Origin of the sequence: Salinivibrio kushneri (assembly GCF_005280275.1) — a bacterium.
Lineage (GTDB): Bacteria > Pseudomonadota > Gammaproteobacteria > Enterobacterales > Vibrionaceae > Salinivibrio > Salinivibrio kushneri.
In genome coordinates, this window is record NZ_CP040021.1 from 1,646,042 (window position 1) to 1,665,468 (window position 19,427).

The 19,427-nt window shown below is 48.5% G+C and carries 18 protein-coding genes and 1 pseudogene; 4 read left to right on the forward strand and 15 right to left on the reverse strand.

The features are described 5' to 3' along the window. Positions 1 to 105: 105 nt before the first annotated feature. From FCN78_RS07745 to nrtS, 4 genes are read left to right on the forward strand one after another with little or no spacing between them, the layout of a single operon-like run. A complete protein-coding gene (locus FCN78_RS07745) occupies positions 106 to 2,064 on the forward strand; it encodes a sensor histidine kinase (protein ID WP_077658745.1) in 1,959 nt (652 codons plus the stop codon). A 15-nt stretch (positions 2,065 to 2,079) separates the two neighbouring features. After that, positions 2,080 to 4,038 (forward strand): PAS domain-containing sensor histidine kinase, encoded by a 1,959-nt coding sequence (locus FCN78_RS07750; protein ID WP_077658746.1) that lies wholly within the window; start codon positions 2,080 to 2,082, stop codon positions 4,036 to 4,038. A 41-nt stretch (positions 4,039 to 4,079) separates the two neighbouring features. Further along, entirely contained in the window at positions 4,080 to 4,994 is a 915-nt protein-coding gene (locus FCN78_RS07755; protein WP_077658747.1) for an HD-GYP domain-containing protein, read from the forward strand. Beyond that, the gene (nrtS, locus tag FCN78_RS07760; RefSeq protein ID WP_069362682.1) at positions 4,995 to 5,213 is read left to right on the forward strand and encodes a nitrate/nitrite transporter NrtS; all 219 of its coding nucleotides are present in this window, start codon (positions 4,995 to 4,997) and stop codon (positions 5,211 to 5,213) included. A 50-nt stretch (positions 5,214 to 5,263) separates the two neighbouring features. Here the strand turns inward: nrtS and betA are convergent, their stop codons facing one another. From betA to FCN78_RS07825, 15 genes and pseudogenes are all read right to left on the reverse strand, one after another. Further along, positions 5,264 to 6,955 (reverse strand): choline dehydrogenase, encoded by a 1,692-nt coding sequence (gene betA / locus FCN78_RS07765; protein ID WP_077521543.1) that lies wholly within the window; start codon positions 6,953 to 6,955, stop codon positions 5,264 to 5,266. A 109-nt stretch (positions 6,956 to 7,064) separates the two neighbouring features. Further along, positions 7,065 to 7,799, reverse strand: a complete 735-nt coding sequence (locus FCN78_RS07770) for a FadR/GntR family transcriptional regulator (RefSeq protein WP_077658748.1) — start codon at positions 7,797 to 7,799, stop codon at positions 7,065 to 7,067. Positions 7,800 to 8,077: 278 nt separating this feature from the next. Further along, positions 8,078 to 10,384, reverse strand: coding sequence for a methyl-accepting chemotaxis protein (locus tag FCN78_RS07775; RefSeq protein ID WP_077658749.1), 2,307 nt, complete (start codon positions 10,382 to 10,384; stop codon positions 8,078 to 8,080). A 520-nt stretch (positions 10,385 to 10,904) separates the two neighbouring features. After that, entirely contained in the window at positions 10,905 to 11,207 is a 303-nt protein-coding gene (locus FCN78_RS07780; protein ID WP_077459336.1) for a hypothetical protein, read from the reverse strand. A 245-nt stretch (positions 11,208 to 11,452) separates the two neighbouring features. Further along, complete coding sequence (locus FCN78_RS16095) at positions 11,453 to 11,584, reverse strand: hypothetical protein (protein ID WP_268794351.1); 132 nt, start codon at positions 11,582 to 11,584, stop codon at positions 11,453 to 11,455. A gap of 132 nt (positions 11,585 to 11,716) precedes the next feature. After that, positions 11,717 to 13,699 carry a PLP-dependent aminotransferase family protein gene (locus tag FCN78_RS07785; RefSeq protein WP_077658750.1) on the reverse strand — a complete coding sequence of 661 codons (1,983 nt, stop codon included), beginning with the start codon at positions 13,697 to 13,699 and terminating at the stop codon, positions 11,717 to 11,719. 158 nt (positions 13,700 to 13,857) lie between these two features. After that, on the reverse strand, positions 13,858 to 14,313 hold the full coding sequence (locus tag FCN78_RS07790) for a GNAT family N-acetyltransferase (protein ID WP_077658751.1): 456 nt from the start codon (positions 14,311 to 14,313) through the stop codon (positions 13,858 to 13,860). 12 nt (positions 14,314 to 14,325) lie between these two features. After that, positions 14,326 to 14,484: pseudogene (locus FCN78_RS15850) on the reverse strand (delta-class carbonic anhydrase); the annotation flags it as partial. A 169-nt stretch (positions 14,485 to 14,653) separates the two neighbouring features. After that, positions 14,654 to 15,073, reverse strand: coding sequence for a GNAT family N-acetyltransferase (locus FCN78_RS07795; RefSeq protein ID WP_077658752.1), 420 nt, complete (start codon positions 15,071 to 15,073; stop codon positions 14,654 to 14,656). Between the two features lie 88 nt (positions 15,074 to 15,161). Further along, a complete protein-coding gene (locus tag FCN78_RS07800; RefSeq protein WP_077658782.1) occupies positions 15,162 to 15,689 on the reverse strand; it encodes a nucleotidyltransferase family protein in 528 nt (175 codons plus the stop codon). 108 nt (positions 15,690 to 15,797) lie between these two features. Next, positions 15,798 to 16,190, reverse strand: coding sequence for a hypothetical protein (locus FCN78_RS07805; RefSeq protein WP_077658753.1), 393 nt, complete (start codon positions 16,188 to 16,190; stop codon positions 15,798 to 15,800). After that, positions 16,190 to 16,414, reverse strand: coding sequence for a membrane protein insertion efficiency factor YidD (gene yidD, locus FCN78_RS07810; protein ID WP_077658754.1), 225 nt, complete (start codon positions 16,412 to 16,414; stop codon positions 16,190 to 16,192). Before yidD ends, FCN78_RS07805 begins: the two co-directional genes overlap by 1 nt. Continuing rightward, positions 16,414 to 16,629 (reverse strand): DUF4177 domain-containing protein, encoded by a 216-nt coding sequence (locus FCN78_RS07815; protein ID WP_069362674.1) that lies wholly within the window; start codon positions 16,627 to 16,629, stop codon positions 16,414 to 16,416. Before FCN78_RS07815 ends, yidD begins: the two co-directional genes overlap by 1 nt. A gap of 57 nt (positions 16,630 to 16,686) precedes the next feature. Further along, entirely contained in the window at positions 16,687 to 17,232 is a 546-nt protein-coding gene (gene rimJ / locus FCN78_RS07820) for a ribosomal protein S5-alanine N-acetyltransferase (protein ID WP_077658755.1), read from the reverse strand. Between the two features lie 79 nt (positions 17,233 to 17,311). Further along, the gene (locus FCN78_RS07825) at positions 17,312 to 19,390 is read right to left on the reverse strand and encodes a M13 family metallopeptidase (RefSeq protein ID WP_077658756.1); all 2,079 of its coding nucleotides are present in this window, start codon (positions 19,388 to 19,390) and stop codon (positions 17,312 to 17,314) included. Positions 19,391 to 19,427: the final 37 nt, after the last annotated feature.

Below are 19,427 nucleotides of genomic sequence, written 5' to 3' on the forward strand. Positions count from 1 at the left end.
TCATCCATGCTATAAATCACGCGCCCTAGTCACCACTCCTTACGGTGAGGGCCGTTTTTTCTTCTACACTTACCGTATCCGTCCCGACTTACGCGCTTAACACGTATGAGCCGAAACCAAAAGTTTGATGACAGCATTCGTAATCCGTTCTTCAGTTTAGTGGGAAGACGCATTTTGCTGATCATGATTTTGCTCAGTGGCTTTTTCACCATTTTTACCACCTTGCTGCAAACTTATTGGGACTACGATGAGGCTTTTGACCGAGTGGATAGCCGACACTATGAAATTGAGCACGTTCATGCCGAATTACTCGCCAGCTCGCTTTGGATTTATGACTTAACCAGTGTTCAAGAGCGCATTGATGGGTTAATCAACCTACCACACATTGATTATCTGGCGCTGCGGTCGGAAAACTATCTTTTCGAGGCGGGGTCACCATTAGATGTGAGTAAAGTGATCAACGAGTATCCGCTGCAGTATGACGACCCAGATACAGGAAACACCCAGCGGATTGGCACCATCTATGTCGAGTCCAACACCAATGCCATCTATAACGATCTGTTGCAACGCTTTTTTATCACACTGCTATTGAACGCGATAAAAACACTTATGGTGTGTTACCTCATTTTATTGGTGTTCCACCATACTGTCAGTCAACGCGTGTTTAAAGTGGCGCAGTTTTTACGTCAGTACAATCCACTTGACCCTAAAGAAGAGACGCTGACCCTCCCCCGTAAGCGCTATATCATGGAAAAAGAAGACGAACTCGACTGGCTGGCGGCCGAAACCAATAAAATCACCCAAAATATGTCAACGCTCTACCGCAATATTATGCTCGAGCGCGAGCGCTTAGCAGACTTTACCCATGTTTCTTCAGATTGGCTGTGGGAAACCGACGCCGACCTCAAGTTGACCTTTTGCTCTGAGCCGATGCGATTGGCGTTTGATCTTAATCCCAAACAATATCCGCACCTTGACAAGTTACTTTCTACTGTCGGTTGTCATCAATTTATAGCCAATCTTCACCGACAACAGGACTTTTCGATGTGTGAGGAGATCGTACCCGTTGAGGGTGAAAGCCGTTATTTTGTCTTTCAAGCGCTTGCCCATCACGGTATTGATGGCTTTCGCGGGTTTAGAGGCACGGGCATCGATATCACCGCGCTCAAAACGGCCCAGTTTGAACTGGAAACATTGAACCATAACTTGGAAGAAACCGTTGATGAGCGAACCCGTGAACTTCAAGAGAGTATGGAACACTTAAAAGCGGCGCAAGAACAACTGGTCGAGTCGGAAAAGCTTGCGGCACTCGGGAGCTTAGTGGCAGGGGTGGCGCATGAAGTCAACACACCTTTAGGCATTGCGGTCACCGCCTCGTCAGTGATTAAAGATATCACCCACACGCTCAACCAGGCCTTTGAGGAACAAACGTTAACCAGCACACAGTTTGCTTCTTTGATCAAACAAGTGAACGACAGCGTAGTCATGCTGGAACATAACCTCAAGCGTGCGACCCATCTTATTCGTGACTTTAAACAAACCGCCGTCGATCAAGTGTCAGAAACGCTCACCGAATTTGATGTCAAACAAACACTAGACGCACTGGTTGCGAGCTTACATCCAGAAACCCGTAAAATTCCGGTGGCTCCCGAGGTCAGCGGAGAGCGTGGCATACTCATGTATAGCTTACCCGGCGTCGTTACCCAAGTGATCTCTAACCTCGTCATGAATAGCATCAACCATGCCTTTGACGAGACGGATAACCCGACAATCACGATCGAATTTGAAAGGCAAGAAGACCACCTCTACCTTTGCTATCAAGACAATGGCTGCGGTATCGAGCCATCCCTTCACCACCGAATTTTTGAACCCTTTTATACCAGTAAACGGGGACGTGGTGGCTCAGGGCTCGGCCTCAATTTGGTCTTTAATCTCGTCAAGCAAAAGCTAGGCGGCGAACTGCAATTTGAATCAGCGCCCGGGCAAGGCGTCAAGTTTATGTTTTTGATCCCATTAAGTTTATCCAGCGAAGCAACACAGTACGCCAGTGAGAGTAAAGATTAAGGTAATGGATATCGAATGGAAAAACTAGAAAGGTTTGAACAGGGGCTCAAGCACCCGCTTTTCAGTATTGTTGGCCGCCGAATCATTCTGCTGATGGTCTTACTCAGCAGTTTTTTTACCATATTGACCACGCTACTGCAGCTATCATGGGATTATGAGGAAGCTTTTGACCATGTTGACCGCCGCCATGCGGAAATTCAAAATGTCCATGCCGACTTAATCGCATCGTCTTTGTGGGTGTTCGACCTTGTTAGCGCACAAAATCGACTCAATGGCCTCGTCAATCTCCCCTATATCGATTACCTCTCGATTGAATTTGACGGTGTCGTGCTCGATGCGGGTAAGCCACTCACCACCACCAGCGTGGACAGTCAAGCGGAACTCAGTTATTTCCATCCCGACACTGATCGCCGGATTCATCTCGGCACCCTACGCGTAAAATCTGACGCGCAAAAAATCTATGATCTCTTACTGCAACAGTTTGTTGTCACCCTCCTACTCAACGGGGTCAAAACCCTGATTGTTTGCTCGCTGATTTTATGGGTTTTCCATCAAAGCGTCAGCCAACGCGTGTTTGCGATTGCCAAACACTTGTCTCATTTTGACCCTGTGGAGCCCATCCACGAGCCATTGCAGTTGACACATCGAAAGTTGATTATGGAAAAAAGCGATGAACTCGACTGGCTGGCGGACGAAACCAATAAAATCACTTTACGCATGACCAACCTCTATAAGAATATCGCGTTAGAACAGGCGCGATTGTCGGATTTCACTAACGCCGCTTCAGATTGGTTGTGGGAAACCGATGCCACGCAGCGACTGACATTTTGCTCTGAAGCGATGCAAGTCGCGCTCGCGATCTCGGTCGAAAACCACCCTAAGGTAAAGTCAGTTCCCGTACTGAGCCACTGCACATCACTGATACACTGTTTGGACACATGCGATGATTTCACCATGTGCGAAGAAAAAATCACCTTGGGAAAACACACCTACTATTTTGTGTTCCAAGGGATAGCTCATTTCACCGGTCAAGGCTTCACGGGTTTTCGCGGCACCGCGATTGATATCACTGAGCTTAAAACGACCCAGTTGGAACTCGAACAACTGAATCAGAGTTTAGAAGCGACCGTTGACGCACGAACCCAGGATCTCGCGCAGAGTATGGAGAACCTTAAAGCTGCGCAAACTCAACTGGTAGAATCCGAAAAACTCGCCGCGCTGGGGAGCTTAGTCGCCGGCGTCGCGCACGAAGTAAACACCCCCCTGGGGATCGCGGTGACGGCTAATTCAGTGATCAAAGACGCGGTTTCCACACTAAACAGCGCATTCGAGCAAAAAACCTTGACCAGTGAGCAGTATTCGGCCGTGATGAAGCAGGTCACGGATGGCACGAATATGCTGGAAACCAACCTCAATCGTGCGGCACGATTAGTGCGTGATTTCAAGCAAACAGCGGTCGACCAAGTGTCTGAAAGTCGAAGTCAGTTCCGTCCCGTGCAAACGCTTGAAGCATTAATGGGGAGCTTGCGCCCCGAAACGAAAAAAGTGCCGGTGGCACCGATTATCGAAGGTGACCCTCATCTTGCCATGAGTAGCCTGCCTGGGGTGCTGACCCAAGTTATCTCCAACTTAGTGATGAACAGTGTCCGCCATGCCTTTGAAGGTATTCCCGAGCCGGACATAAAGATTCATATCGCCGATAAAGGCGAGACCGTAGAAATCCGCTATACCGATAATGGCGTCGGGGTTGCGCCCGAACTTCACCAACGTATTTTTGAGCCCTTCTATACCAGTTCACGCGGTAAAGGCGGTTCAGGGCTCGGCCTTAATCTCGTGTTCAATCTGGTACACCAAAAACTGCAGGGAAAACTTCATTTCGATTCTAATATCAATCAAGGGGTTACCGTGGTGCTCAGCCTGCCTAAGTTTTTGACAGAAACATCCGCGCCGCAAACTGAAAGTTCTACCGGGTAGTCCCTGTCTACTCATAAAGGCGCACAACAAAGGATATAACGATGCAATGGTTAACAAAGTGGTTTCGTTCCGATGTGGATAGTGTTCAAACACAGCGCTTGTTTCAAAGCCTATTAACACTGGCGTGGACCGTTGAGGCAAAAGACCCCTACACAGGCGGCCACCTTTGGCGGGTATCTCAGTTTGCATCAGCGGTCGCAAAAGCAGAACGGTGGTCGAAAGAAGAGCAGGCCATCGCGACCCTAGGTGGCTTTTTGCACGACTTAGGCAAAATCAGTGTGCCTGATGCCATCTTAAAGAAAACAGATAAGCTGACCGATGACGAATTTGCCATCATCCAGAGTCACCCCAATGAGGGGATGTATATCTTGGAAGGCCATCCATTAGGGCCCATTGTGCGCAACGCCGTCGGGTTACACCACGAACGGGTCGATGGCCGAGGATACCCCAACAAATTATCCGGTGATGCCATTCCTGCAGAGGCCAAGCTTATCGCGATTTGTGATGCCTTTGATGCCATGACCAGCCACCGTCCGTATCGACAAGCCATGCCCAAACAAAAAGCGATTGACATTGTCGAAGAGAATCTTGGCAGCCAGTTTGATACATCAGTCGGGCAACGGTTTGTCAACCTCGCCAAAGCGGGCGAATTTGACGCCATCATTGCGCATACCGATGAAGGGATCCCCCTGCATCACTGCCCGACATGCGGCCCGACGATCACTCGTTATCGTGATGATGCGCCAGGGCAACTTCTTCATTGCCCACTTTGCTTACAGCAAGCAAAACTGGTCATCACAGACAACACATACGACTTAGAACCCACTGGTGTCCAGATTCCCGCCTCACAACAACGACGAAGACCTGATACAGGCCTGATTAAACGCGTTATCCAACAGACAATTTCCACCCTCCCCACGCAGGCACTGCTTGAACGTGCTGAGGGTGGACGTTAAATGAAACAACTCTTTAGGACGTTAATTCAACCCAGCGTAGCGCTCAATGCACTCAAAATCGCATTGGTAGTCGGCACTGTACTCAATGTGATTAATCAGGGGGAGGCTATTTGGGGCGAGGCAGACTTACGTATAGGTCACGCACTACTCAACTATCTAGTGCCTTATTGCGTTGCCAGCTATAGTGCGGCTAAACACCAGCTAGATAAACAAAAATAATAAAGAGCCAGCACGAGACTGGCTCTTGTCGTTAACGCGTACACGGGGAATTAGGCCAGCGCCACGTCCTCTTCCGGTACCGGCGCATGGTCTGGAAGGTAGCGGTAGTATTCCGCATCTTTCGCCGGCGAAAGGGTATGCCCCATGATCATATCAGCCGCTTTCTCTGCCACCATAATGGTCGGTGCGTACAAGTTGCCATTGGTGATTGCAGGGAACACGGAGGCATCCACCACACGCAAGTTATTCACGCCATGGACGTTCAGCGATTCATCCACCACGGCCATCTCGTCACTCGCCAAGCCCATTTTACAGGTACAGCTTGGGTGGTAAGCACTTTCCCCTTCTCGAGCCACAAAATCGAGGATTTCCTGATCCGTCTGTGCCTCGCTGCCCGGCGAAAGCTCTTTACCCCGCAGATGATCAAAGGCCGGCTGGGCAATGATATCGCGAGAGACACGGATCGCTTCAACCCACTCTTTACGCTCTTGTGGCGTAGAGAGATAGTTAAAGAAGATTTCTGGCTTCTCATCTGGGTTGGTGCTACGAATTTTCACGTGGCCACGCACATCGGTATTCATAGGCCCCACATGCAATTGGAAACCATGTCCTTTGTTCGGTGCCGAGCCATCATAACGGATCGCCAGTGGCAAAAAGTGGAACTGCAGGTTCGGATACGCCACCTCATCATTACCACGTACAAAACCACCCGCTTCAAAATGATTGGTGGCGGCGGCCCCTTTACGACGGAACAGCCAATCAAAACCAATTTTCGGTTGATTGTGGAACTTAAGCGCGGGATACATGCTAACCGGCTCTTTACATTCATACTGCACGTAAAGCTCCAGGTGATCTTGCAAGTTTTCCCCCACCCCAGGCAGGTGATGAACAGGCTTGATCCCTAAATTTTTCAACATGGTTTCGTCACCTACACCAGAAAGTTGCAGTAGTTTGGGCGAGTTAATCGCGCCACCACAGCTGATGACTTCTGCGCCATAGGCGGTTTTCTTCCGTCCCCACTTGCGGTATTCCACACCAATCGCCGTTTTGCCCTCAAACAAAACCTTATCAGTGGTCGCGCCGGTGATCACTGTCAGGTTCTTACGGTTCATCACTGGGTGTAAGTACGCCCGCGCCGCACTATGACGACGACCTTGGTAGATATTTTGGTCGAAAATACCAAAGCCTTCTTGCTGATAACCATTCACGTCATCGGTCAATGGATAACCCGCTTGTTGCGTCGCGTCAAAGAACGCACTAAATAGAGGGTTATCACATTGTGCAGTTTCAATTGCCAGCGGCCCATTGTTGCCATGATAGTCATCTTGGCCTTTTAATCGCGTTTCACACTTGCGGAAATACGGCAGGCAATGGGCATAATCCCATTTTTTTAACCCGTGCTCGTTGGCCCATTTTTCATAGTCCAACGCGTTGCCGCGGATATAAATCATGCCGTTGATGCTACTGCTGCCCCCAAGCACTTTACCACGCGGTTGCGCGATACGGCGGTTATGCATATTCGGCTCAGGCTCGGATTCATACAACCAGTTATAGGTGCTGTCTGTGAGCAAATAAGTTAATGCGGCAGGCATGTGGATCCGAAAGTCCAGCCGATAATCTGGTCGTCCTGCCTCGAGTAGCAATACCTTGTTATCTGGGTTAGCACTTAAACGGTTCGCCAGAACACAGCCTGCCGAGCCCGCGCCGACAATGATATAGTCGTAATTTTGTTGCTGTCCCATAAAACCTCCAAATTTTGTCCTTCCCGTGTGCAGGGCGTCAGCCCGGAACAGTCGCAACACAGGTAATGGGTATGATTGTGTAGAGGTTTCCTTTTTGAAATTTTTATAATTAGCTTGATGCTTGTGCATCAATGCATTGTTGTAGCAACCGGTAGTGGTGGCTAATCGTTGCTTGCGCCTTAAACGGCTCGGCAGCGATAATGTGGTTAACGGTCTGTTGCCAGTTTTCCACGGTTTGGCGACGATAATCCGCCACCTGATAAAGGGCGTAATCGTGCGAACTAAACCCTTGCTGGATAGCATGCATCACCCATTCAAAAATCGGGTTGCCTGACATTGCAGCAATCAATAGGTTGAGTGCGCGATCCAGCTCGCCCAAGCGATCCAAATCCGGATTCTCTTCAGCGGCAAGAGCCGCAAGCTCTGTGACATATTCACCAAGCTGTTTTTTCTGCGACTCGGAACCACGACTAATGGCAAGTAACACCAGGCTTTGATCGACCGTTTCACGAAACTCTGCGACCTTATCCGCTTGTACATGGCTTTGTTTTAAAAACAGCGCCAATGATTCACTGATGTTATGCACATCAACCTGACGGACGACCGCCCCACCTTTTTGCCCCTTACGGATTTCAATTAAGCCTTTTTGCTTGAGTGATTGAATGGCCTCGCGCACCACGCCACGCCCTGTTCCAAACTGTTGCTGAAGCTCTCGCTCACTGGGCAGTTTGTCGCCAGGTTTTACCGCCTCGGACAGAATCGCCGATTCGATTTGCAATGCCACATCTTCACTCGCTCGGCCCATTTGCACCGGATGAAAAAGGCTACTGGTGGATGTCGTCATGGTTACCTCTCCGCATTTGGTAGTACCAAACTAGCAATTTTTGCATTATGAAGTCAAATTTCGTCTTTAACCCTTCTTTTGGTACGACCATTATATACCATCGGTAAGACTAATATCTGATTGATATGATTGCTAAAAATAAAAATCCCACCCTGCATGCGCTAGAGCGGGATTATTTATTGCAAGCTTCAGGCGGGTTGGCTTTGGTAAACCAGCCTAACTGAGTAGGTGATAACGTCCCAATCCAAAGGGAGCCTGTTACTTCGTCTATCTATCGCTTACTCGACTTTAAAATGTCCAATAACCTTAGTTAAAGCATTCGCTCGCTCCGTCAATTGTGCGGCACTCTGTTCACTGCTTTGCGTATGCGCTGAGATATCATTCGCTAACTGTGCAACATCATTAACCCTTTGGCTGATCTCGTTTGTCACTTGCTTTTGTTGATTTGTCGCCGTGGCGATTTGAGTGTTCATGTCATTAATTTCTCGCACCATTTTGTTAATAACTTCAAGTTTTTCGTTATTTTTCACGCCACCTTGAACACTTTGAGCCACAGAACCATTGGCTTGCTCGATCCCTTGCGAAGCCGTGACCGTTCCTTTTTGCAATGTATCTACTTTGGCTTTGATGTCTTCTGTGGAACCATGCGTTCTAGTTGCGAGCGCGCGCACTTCATCCGCAACAACGGCAAACCCTCGGCCTTGCTCACCCGCTCTAGCGGCCTCTATAGCAGCATTAAGTGCCAATAAATTCGTTTGTTCGGAAATGGTCAAAATCACGTCGAGAACCGTTTCAATCGCCTGACTCTCGTGGGCTAATTGCTGCATCGCTTCAGTGCTTGCTTCCATTCGTTCTTGCAGTTGATGCATCGTATCAATCAAACTTTGGCCCACTTGACTCCCCTCTTCAGTGAGCCCTGAGATCGTGTCCGATGATGAAGAAGCCTGTTCAGCGTACTTTGCGACCTCACCAACTGATGTCGACATTTGCGTTGCAGCAGTCGCGACTTGAGCGGCTCGTTCAGCTTGTTCATCAACTTGATCGCGAATATTATTAATATCTCTATCAATGGTTGAACTGGTTTGATGAAGCGTTGTTGCCACTTGATTCGCTTGTTGAATCACCGACTTAAAACCGCTAAACATATCATTCAATCGATAACTGAGCTGAGTCAGCTCGTAAGATCCCCGCCCATGTACGCGAAAGCTTAGGTTTTTTGTTGTGGCAATGGTTTGTATTTGTTCCGTTAGGCTCACGATGGGGCGTCCAATACTGTTACCTAACCAGTAAGCAATGAGTGATACGATGAGTGCCAGGATAAGCGCAGTCACCAAGGTGATATTGATGATATCCCGCTGAAGCGCTGATATAGCAGATAACGCTTCATTTTTACCCATTTGGCTGACAATCGCCCACTGCTTTCCGAAAACATCTAACGGCCCATAAGCAGCAATCACAGCACGTCCCGCGTAGCTTTTTCCATTCATCACACCTGTTTGACCATTCAGGGCTGAATTAATGCTAGCGTCACTGATAGGCTGAACGCCCGCAGCGACACCTTGATATCGTATTTTATCTCTTATCGGTTGAGTGAGTTGTGGTAGTACCTGGGAAAAATAACCTGTCGGGTTCTCGTCTAGTAACCGAGGTTCACTACGCAAAATAGCATCCGGCCCCACTAAGAATACTTCACCCGTGCGCCCTAAGCCTGATGAAGCCCATTGACGATCATTACTCAAAATATCTGTCAAGCGCTGTATCGATAACCTAAAAATTAGCACGCCAATTGGCTCACTGTTTTTATAGACAGGCGCACTCACAAAAGCTGTGGGCCGATCAAAGGCGGGTTCATACGCTGAAAAATCAACAAAACTGATGGTGCCAGCAGGCGACTGCTTTGCCATGTCGTAGGCACGGGCCACGCCACCTGCAACGGCGTTATCGTCGAGATGCGTAGCAAAGTCTATATCTTTATTGACAGTGTAGACAATATCGCCAGCGTTATTAATTAATACTATATCTTCATAACGAAAAGTCGTTTTATAGTCACGAAAGCTTGGGTGGAATACGGCATGGATCTCACTATAGATGGACCCATCAGGCGCTTTATCGAAAGCTTGTTTCTTATCAATGGGGTATTGGTTGTTGACGAGATATCGGAGTTGCAATTGCTTGGCAACAGGGCGCAATCGAGAATATACACGCTTGGACAAGTCCGTTCCATTAACCTCACGATAACGCTGTTTAAAGGCGTTATCATAGTAGGACGCAAGCCCTTTCTCACCATCAGCCGATAGCGCCTCATTGGATATTTGTTGATAGGCCATATCAAATTGTGCAAGCGCATCACTGGTCATCGTGGAGGTGGATAATGTTTTGATTTGATCTTGAATCGATGAGAAGTAACGAGATACCTCAGATTGCTTAGCTGCCTTTAACGACAATAGTTGCGCATTGACTTTTTCGTCTAACGCTTGGGTCGATAAATCAATGGCGCGGTAAGATAAGATAGCGGCGATGGTTAATACGCAAGCCACTGCGGCGACTACAATCGCAATCGTGATTTTATTCCGAATTTTCATCATAATGAATGAGCTCTCTAATCAATCCCTGATGGAGATAAAATTCTATCGCTAAGCGTCGCTTGTAGATGTTGACGAATCATACATAGACGTTGTCTCGTGCTATCTTCTGGCTGCGAACAAATCATTGCAATATCGCAAAAGGGAAGCTGAAATAAATAAGCGAGGGCTATAACCTCTCGATCATGGGCGCGAAGCCGTGAGATAGACTGGCGTAATGTCTCGTCCCCATCAGGTGAATAGGCGTTTTGGCAATACTGCAGCAGTGAACGGCGCAACGCTATGATAAGACTCACTGTGTCACGACCATCCTTTTGAGAACCGAGTTTAATTAGGTGTTTTTCAACATCCTCACACGCGTAGCCAAGCCATCGACCATAACGATAGAGTGCAGAAATAGTATGTGTTGTTAGCATAGGCGACCGAATCTGGTTAACACTGACTACAATTGTAGACACTGTTAATGATTAAGCTATACTAAGGTTATAGATAATAGAGAGAAAAGGGGGAAGCCCCCTTAGTGCTAGTCTCTGTTAATAGCAATAAAGCGTGTCGCTTCCACTTGGGTGTTTTTGGCATTTACCGTGTAAGTGATCGAGCTACTCGCATTATTGGCGGTTGGAATGAATACGCGCCCGCTCTCTGATGTTAAAAGTGATTCATTTAACGATGAACTTTTCACGGCAGCACCGCTTACTGGCTCACCATTGTACTCAACTTCAACCCAAGCACCTTGCTGTGCTGGTGTCACATCAACATTCAAACTTGCCAGTGCAGGTGTGGCGGTGATCGTCAGGACTGCGGCTAGTGTCATTGCTTTCATCATATTGTCTCCCTAGAGATTGTTTCGTTTCAGCGCAAATCGACTCAATCTCATTCACGCTTGATTGCTACATTAGGTCAACAGTGTGATGTAAGCCACATAATATATCGAAAGTCATGGTCGAATTATTCGATGAAAGTTTTTCTGCTTTATCCGGTCGACTCATGGGGTTATATATGTTGCCGCGAAACTGTATAACGCATATCGCCAGATAAGCGCTACCGTAAAACGACTTTTGCTCGCCTGATTTATTGAATCTGCGATGATTTTCCTACCACTGGCATGACCAATAAGACAATCGTGGCCGTTAGGCGTAAGCGGCCCTTTTTTCCCGCATTCAGATAACCAGGATGAAAAAGGCTATGAGTAGATGACGTCATGGTAAACTCTTCGCATTTGGTAGCACCAAACTGGCAAAACAATACGATAATAGTCAAATTTAGGGCTTTTATTCAATTTTGGTAGGGCCATGATCCCCTTACTGCTGCTGCAGCAAGGGGAAGATAAAACAGCTATCGGAACGAGCGTCCTTTAAGCGGTAAATGAGTGTGGTTTTTTGGTAAGTCTCGACTTGGTGTGTCTATCTGCATTTTAACGTCACTCAAAGGCTTTAACGCATTCGGCGACATCAAATCGTTACACAACGCATCAATACGCGCTTCGCTGACATCCCACATCGTGAATAGATGCACGTATTGCCTCCGAAAATTATTGTCATTAGGGTCTGTGATCGTCTCTTTCGCCAACGAATATTTAGCGATAATTTCGTCACTCGGTTGCGAGAAGATTAGTGATAACGATAATGGCGTGTGCTGCAACCACAGCCCATCAGGCGGGCACTCCTCCTCGGGGCGACCTAGAGACTTTTCACGCCAATAGGCTGCTACCTCCTCTAGCTTCTCAACGGCATAATATGCGAGTTCGATGGCATAAAGCGCTTTTTCTCGTTGTTGTTGATAGCTATTGGTGGCGAAGAAGTGCCATAAAATCAATGGTGATAAACCGCTTCGTGACCCCGCGAAGGTAGTATCTGGCGAACCAATATACTCAGGATCGTCTGGCGGTGAGACCATGTATTTTTGTTTGGTCATGTACACGCCTGTTGGCCAAGGACTTCCCGGCCATTTATGACCACTCGCAACCATTGAATGTACCATTGGCAAACTGAAATCAAATGCTGGCATCGCCGCAATGTCTTCCTTTGGAATGTTCTTGCCTAGATTGTTCGGAAGCGGCATATCGTGTGGTGACGCCATTTGAATAAATGGCGCATAATTCGCGCCCAGCGCACCATCTATATGAATCCAATAGCCACTGCGCATTTCCTCATGGGTTTTCCCCGTGTCCGTTTTCACCGTGACTTTTCGCTCGTATAGCCCGGCCTCTTTGAGCACTTGCTCAAGTTCTGCCAAAGCCTTGGGAACATCATCGTATGCCCCTTTAAATGTGGTGCCAAAATTCAGCACAACCAAAATCGGGTGCCCCTTTTGGGCAAAAAAGCGCACAAGTGTAATGAGACTATCAATATCAACAGCCCCAGACCCGACTGGAAGCGCTTCCGTTGGCCCTTGAGATGGCACGGCATCAGGCCAAGGTTCTCCTTGGTTAAGTGGGTTTTGCTCGGGGTATAACCGACGACCTAAAGTGGCGAACGTATCAATCTTCTCTACTTCCATCGCTTTTACGATGGAGTAATGCGTATCTTCTGAGAAGAATGCAACGGGATGATACTTAGCCTCGCCGGTGTCCGGATACACAGAAAAGTACTCACTTTGCTCATCAATACGCGAGTTTTTCTGGGCACACTGTGCTTGCTCTGCCAGTTGATCACGTAACAACATTCGCCCTGACAGATAGTCACGTGCATTTAGCATCGCATACAAGTTCCCTTCGGTACTGCCCATCGTCAGCACATATCCCCAGTAACTTTCATTCTGCTGCGCAGGTGTTACATGCTCATTATGTGGTTGATAACCCAGTGATGGCCATTGCGCTCGCCACAAACAGGCATAATAATCTAACACCATACGCTCGATATTTTTTGAGTTGAGCGTGAAGTCACCATCGACAAACGGATCCCCTACATTGTTGAGGCTCATCGTTAAAAACGGTGCGATACGTGATGGGTAATCGACTTGGCGCCAATTACCTTGTTCTAAGTCTGACTGCACCGGGGCATAGTCACGGAGGCTTGGTTCTGCCTGCGTAAACCTCGATTCGACTTGATACCCTAAAAATCGATCTGCTTGTTGCGCGCTATAGACAAAAAATGTCTTCATCGCTTGATATTGCTCTGCATCCGATAAGCCATGTGGAGGGATCTCAAAGTCTTGACTGCAAAGCGACGTTTGCTGCAGGACAAAGGACTGGTTTCGCTGCTGGTAGACAACCAGAGGGTCATGAGTGGGGGCCGACACATAGTCTTTGGCAAAGTCAGGCACCTGTTCATACCAAGGGCGCTGCGAAGGCCCGTAGTGGATATTTGTCTTTTTCATTAGACACTCCATATGAAGAGAAAGTGATGTTTGGCCAGCGCAGGCTGACCCTGGGGACAACTAACCAACTTTCTGACTATAGACCGTATTACTTACTGCACTGGCATACAGAGTGTCTTATTTTTTGAACACGAATCACATTAGTGACTCAAATATCATTAACTACCAGAATAAACCATTCGCCACTCACGCTCTCCGGTATGTGGATCCGTTTGCTCTCTATCAACCACAAAACCGTGACGTAGATAAAAAGCGTAACTGGCGGTATTTTTCTGATAAACTGTGAGGTCGATAGTGGGCTTTTGCAGTTTGGCATGATCGAGCAATTGACTCCCCACACCAGCCCCCTGATGGGCAGGATCGACAAAAATCGCCGCCAGCGTATTGCCATGCAATGCATAAAAGCCAAGGATGACCTCTTGATAAGTGCCTACCCATACGTCAGCCATCGGTAAGTAAGAAGCACGCATGGCATCACGTTGCTGATGCCAGAACGCCTCATCAATGAAATCATGCGCCTGCAGTGAGGCATTTAACCAGATATCTAGCACCGGCTCCGTATCGTCCGGCCGCATACGACGAATGGTTAATCGATTGGACGCCGTCGTTGCCATACTGTTCCCTTTTTATTGCTCGGAGAGTAATGCAGGCTGAACCACTAAGTTTCGCACACCGTGGGCATGATGCTCTTCAAATACGTTCGCCTGACACCAGCGTTGAATACTTGCGATGTTGACCTTTTTGACCTTGGGGCGGACCCGCCACGTCACTTGATACGGCGATCCTTAAAACTTGCGAGTCTAGTCCTGTTACTCGCAAGTATATTGATCTCAACCGTAGCCGTTGACAAACCACCCAACGCGAACCATTTTTTGGAATCCTAATCACGATTTTATTGCTATAAATCAGTGATTTGCTTATCGTAATGGGAATTTAACCCGCTCAACGTTCGACTTAGTCAGCGAGCTTTTTGGTCATAAAGTGCAGTGCATGATCGACAGGATAGTCCGACAATGTCATCTGGCATTGATAGCCATGCTTTTCATAGAAAGGTTTGGCTTGAAAGCTTAAGGTATCAACGAACGCCATTTTACAACCCATCTCCTTGGCGTACTCTTCCAAGTTACTCAATAAGTGGCTCCCCACGTGGCGATGGCGGAAGGCATCATCGACCCAAAGGTATTTAATCAATAGCCATTGCCCCCAAGTGTTGGCCACCACGCCACCGATACGTTCATCATTATCGTTATAGGCGTAGCCGGCAAGAGAGCCTTCAGGAAGGCCAGCTAAAAACGGGGCATTGCTTTGCTGCAGCTGTTGGCGAATGGCGGTAATATCATCGTTACTCGGGCTCGCGTCCATGCGGTATTTCATCGGCTTAGCTATCCAGGCTGTTCAACACAGCAACGAGTATGCCTTGGGTGACATGGACTGTCTGTGCCCATGCGCACCCTATTAACGATTACTCGTGATGGATCGGCTTTGCCGCCACAGAGCACTGCGTGGTGACAATGAGTTTGGGCCAATGTGTCAGCCACTGCTTATCATCAAGGCGCTGCTGAAAAACGTGCCATGGGCGGGCAGGATTATGGCTAAGCTTAAGTTCAAATAAAGATTGAACCCCAAAGGCGGCGATGACTTCGCAGCGTTGGTTCATATCAAGGCGCACCGCAATCGCAGTTTCTTTCTCCGGCCAAAAGCGCATTGCATCTAGCGTACTCGCGTAAGGAGGATCTTGGTGCTTCTCGTGCATTCGCGCCTGGTTACGTACCTGCCAAGTCATTTCTGGCATGGTTTTTTGCAGTAGCTGCTCTAAATATTGTTCGCGCTCTGCACTGGTATCTTCAGGATCGTAGAAGACAACATCGATATCATTGAGCGCACTCGGGGCATATTTGTGCAACGCATCCCAAACCAGATTCCGGATAAATCCGGCAGCAATATAGCACTGAGGGAGGTTTAAAGCTTGAACACAGCGAAGCGCACGCATTCTTGCCGGATCAGCCTCAATCAAATCAATTAAGGCACGCCGATAGGTTTTCTGACATAAAAAGAACTGGTGCTGATGACGTTTACGGATCCGACGACGCTTCATGGGTTAATCACCGTGGCGGACGTGTTCATAAATTGAGCGTGATACATGGTAGTTGTACTGCCTGGCAATTTTTTGGGCCAAAAAAAGCTGTGGTAATTCAAATAGCACTAAACCAACCAAAATCAGAGCGAAATACGGCTGACTCATCACTAAGCCGATAACGGCGATCACCAATAACGTACATTCTACGATAAACAACCGGTACTTTCGCAAGTAAAGATGATGGAACCCCCCTAAGAAAGCCCAATTGAGTGCCGCATAAGTGTCTGGATCTTTCAGCTGTCTTGATTGCTCGGCAAAATAGCGTTTTTTCTGGCTTTGGGTCAAGCCGTTCACCTGCTTCCTCAGTACTTCTTCTTGCGCCTCCAGCGCTTCAATCGGTTGGGTAAAACGCATTAAGGCACCTCATCGTGAATTTTTTCAATCGCATCGGGATTATTACAGCGGCGAATGCGCGCCAATCCGAGTTGCCAGCCTCGGAGTGCGCCGTATCTTTCGATCGCTTGGCGCGTATACTCCGAGCAGCTCGGCTCGAAATTACACTCAATATTGAACCGTTTTTTTGATCCACCTTTAGCTTGGTAACGATGGATCAACGTAAGCGACAAATACTTGAGCATTAGCGACCTAGGGTGACAATCACGGCTTCACGCTGCCAAAACAGCATGTAACGTTTCTTTTCGATCACTTGAAAAACAACCTGCCAGCCATCTTGCGCGTATTGATTGAGCTCGGCTTCGAGGCGTTGCAACGGCAAGCCACTTGAGCCCAGCAATAAGGTGCCGCAACCACCTTCAACAATATGAACGACTTTGTACTCGGTAAACTGACTCATTTTTTCTCCTGACAGTTAAATGGATAAAAGGGAATGTCCGGCTGGATATTAAACGACTCACTCTTCCAATAAAGGGTTGAGTTTGGCGGTGAGCACATGATCTTGCCAACGGCCATTAATTTTGAGGTAACGGCGTGCATAGCCTTCGCGTTCAAACCCCAGCTTGGTAAGTAGCCGCTCACTGCGCGTATTGTCGGGCAGATAGTTGGCCATCACGCGATGCAACCCAACCTGCTCAAAGACAAAACGGATACCTGCTTGGGTGGCTTCGTGCATGTAGCCTTGCCCTTGATAATGCTCGTCAGCGGCATAACCTAGCAGGCACGCTTTAAAGGCGCCGTGAATGACATTGGTAAAATTGCACACCCCTATCACATCGTCCCGTTCATGATGCAAAATCACAAACTTGAAGGCCTGCTGCTGTTGAAACAAATCGTTCGCTTCTTGCAGCGCGCGATGCCAATAGTCTTCGCGATAAAATGCGGCAGGACGTATGGGTTCCCATGGGGACAGGTGAGCACGATTTCGCTGATAAAACTGCGCGACCATGTCGGCTTTTTCTGGGGGAAGCAAAACTAATCTCGTCCTTGGCGTGCTTAGCACTTGGGCCTCCTTGCATCGATTCGCGTGACGGACAGTACCAAAATCTATAAAAATGCCGCCTTGGAGGCGGCATCAGAGGTTACCAGATATTCACCCGCTGATCTTCGGGTAAATACATGCCGTCACCTTCTTTTATATCAAAGGCTTCATAGAACGCAGGGACATTGCGGGGCGCACCAAGCACGCGATATTGTGGTGGCGCATGCGGCCCCAGCGATACGCGCTCACGCAGGGCATCTTCACGCATCTTCATTTTCCAGATCTGCCCCCAGCTGAGGAAGAATCGCTGCTCGCCGGTATAACCGTCCATCACAGGAGACGGTTCACCGTGCAACGATTTTTGATAGGCGCGGAAGGCGGTGGTCAAGCCGACTAAATCACCAATGTTCTCCCCCAAGGACACCTTGCCGTCAATGAACAAGCCCGGCAACGGTTCAAACTGGCTAAATTGCTCGGCCAGCTTTTGGGTGCGTGCATCAAAGCGCGCGCGATCCTCATCCGTCCACCAATTGGATAGGTTGCCATCACTATCATAACGCGAGCCCTGATCATCAAAACCGTGCCCCATTTCATGACCAATCACCGCGCCGATACCGCCATAGTTCACGGCATCATCCGCATTCATATCAAAAAACGGCGGTTGTAAGATCCCGGCGGGGAACACAATCTCGTTAGCGGTTGGGCTGTAATAGGCGTTAACCGTTTGTGGCGTCATGCCCCACTCTTTGCGATCAACTGGCGCACCAATCCGCGACAACATATCTTGATAGCCCCAGCGAGCAGCACGTTTGCTGTTGCCAATCAAGTCATCGGCGTTGATGGTCAGCGCACTGTAATCTTCCCATTGCTCTGGATAGCCGATTTTGGGCGTGAATTTACTCAACTTATCCAATGCTTTCGCTTTGGTTTCATCGCTCATCCACGCTAATGATTCGATCGAGTCTTTAAACGCGGCACGCAGGTTATCAATCATGGTTTCCATACGCGCTTTGGCTTGCGGTGGGAAGTAGCGGGCGACATATTCTTGGCCAAGCGCTTCACCCAGCACCCCTTCGGTGGCTTGCACGCCCCGCTTCCAGCGGTCACGCTGCTCAGGAATGCCGTTGAGGGTTTTGGAATAGAACGCAAATTGACGTTCAACCAACTCATGGTTAAGGCGCGGCGCAAAGGCATTGAGCGTGCGAATGGTGAGATAATCTTGCCACGCTTGCAGGCTGGTTTGCTCAAACACCTGCCCTAATGCCTCAAAATAAGACGGCATGCGCACCACTACTTCATCGGCTTTGTCGATACCCGCGCGCTTGGCAAAGCGAGCATAATCAAACCCGCCCATGGCTTGATTAAGCGATCCAAGACTCATTTTGTTATAGGTTGCTTGGGCATCACGGCGTTTAGCGCGTGTCCAATGATGCTCTGCCAGTGTTTTTTCCAGCTGATAAATCCGATCTGCGCGTTGTTTGGCCTGATCATAGCCCGCTAAGCGCATCATATCTTCGAGATAACTTTTATACGCGGTGCGGATACGCTCAGCGTCCTCGGTGTCTCGGAAATAATAGTCTCTATCCGGCAGGCCCAACCCACTTTGGCTCAGATATAGAGCGTTATAGTCAGGGTTTTTCGCATCGGCCCATGCATAAAAACTGAACGGGATCCCAACGCCAACTCGTCGCAAGTCGGCCATCGCGTAAATCAACGCAGGCTTCGAGGAAATCGCCGCAATGCGCTCGAGCTCAGGTTTGATTGGTGTCACCCCCAAGGCATCAATTTTGTCTTTGTCCATATAGCTAAGATAAAAATCACGCAGCTTTTGCTCATTGGAGCCAGGCTTGAGATCATCACGCGCCACCAGCTCATCAATGATGCCTTTCAGACGCTTTTCATTCTCTTCAGCTAAAATACGGAACGCACCATAGCTGGACATATCACTGGGGATTTGGGTTTGGTCGTACCAAGTGCCATTGACGTGACGGAACAAGTCATCCTGTGGGCGAACCGATCGATCAAAATCTTGCAGATGCAGACCTGATTCGCGCTGCACCTGAACCTGTGCGGCCTCAGCCGCCTGCACCGTAGTTGATGAAACGCTAAGCCCCATGCCGAGTACAACACTCAGTGCGACACGCGTCAGTAACAGACGTTTTTTCGGTGTTTTTATCATTTTCCTTTCCTATATGACTCAGTCACTTTCCCTGTTC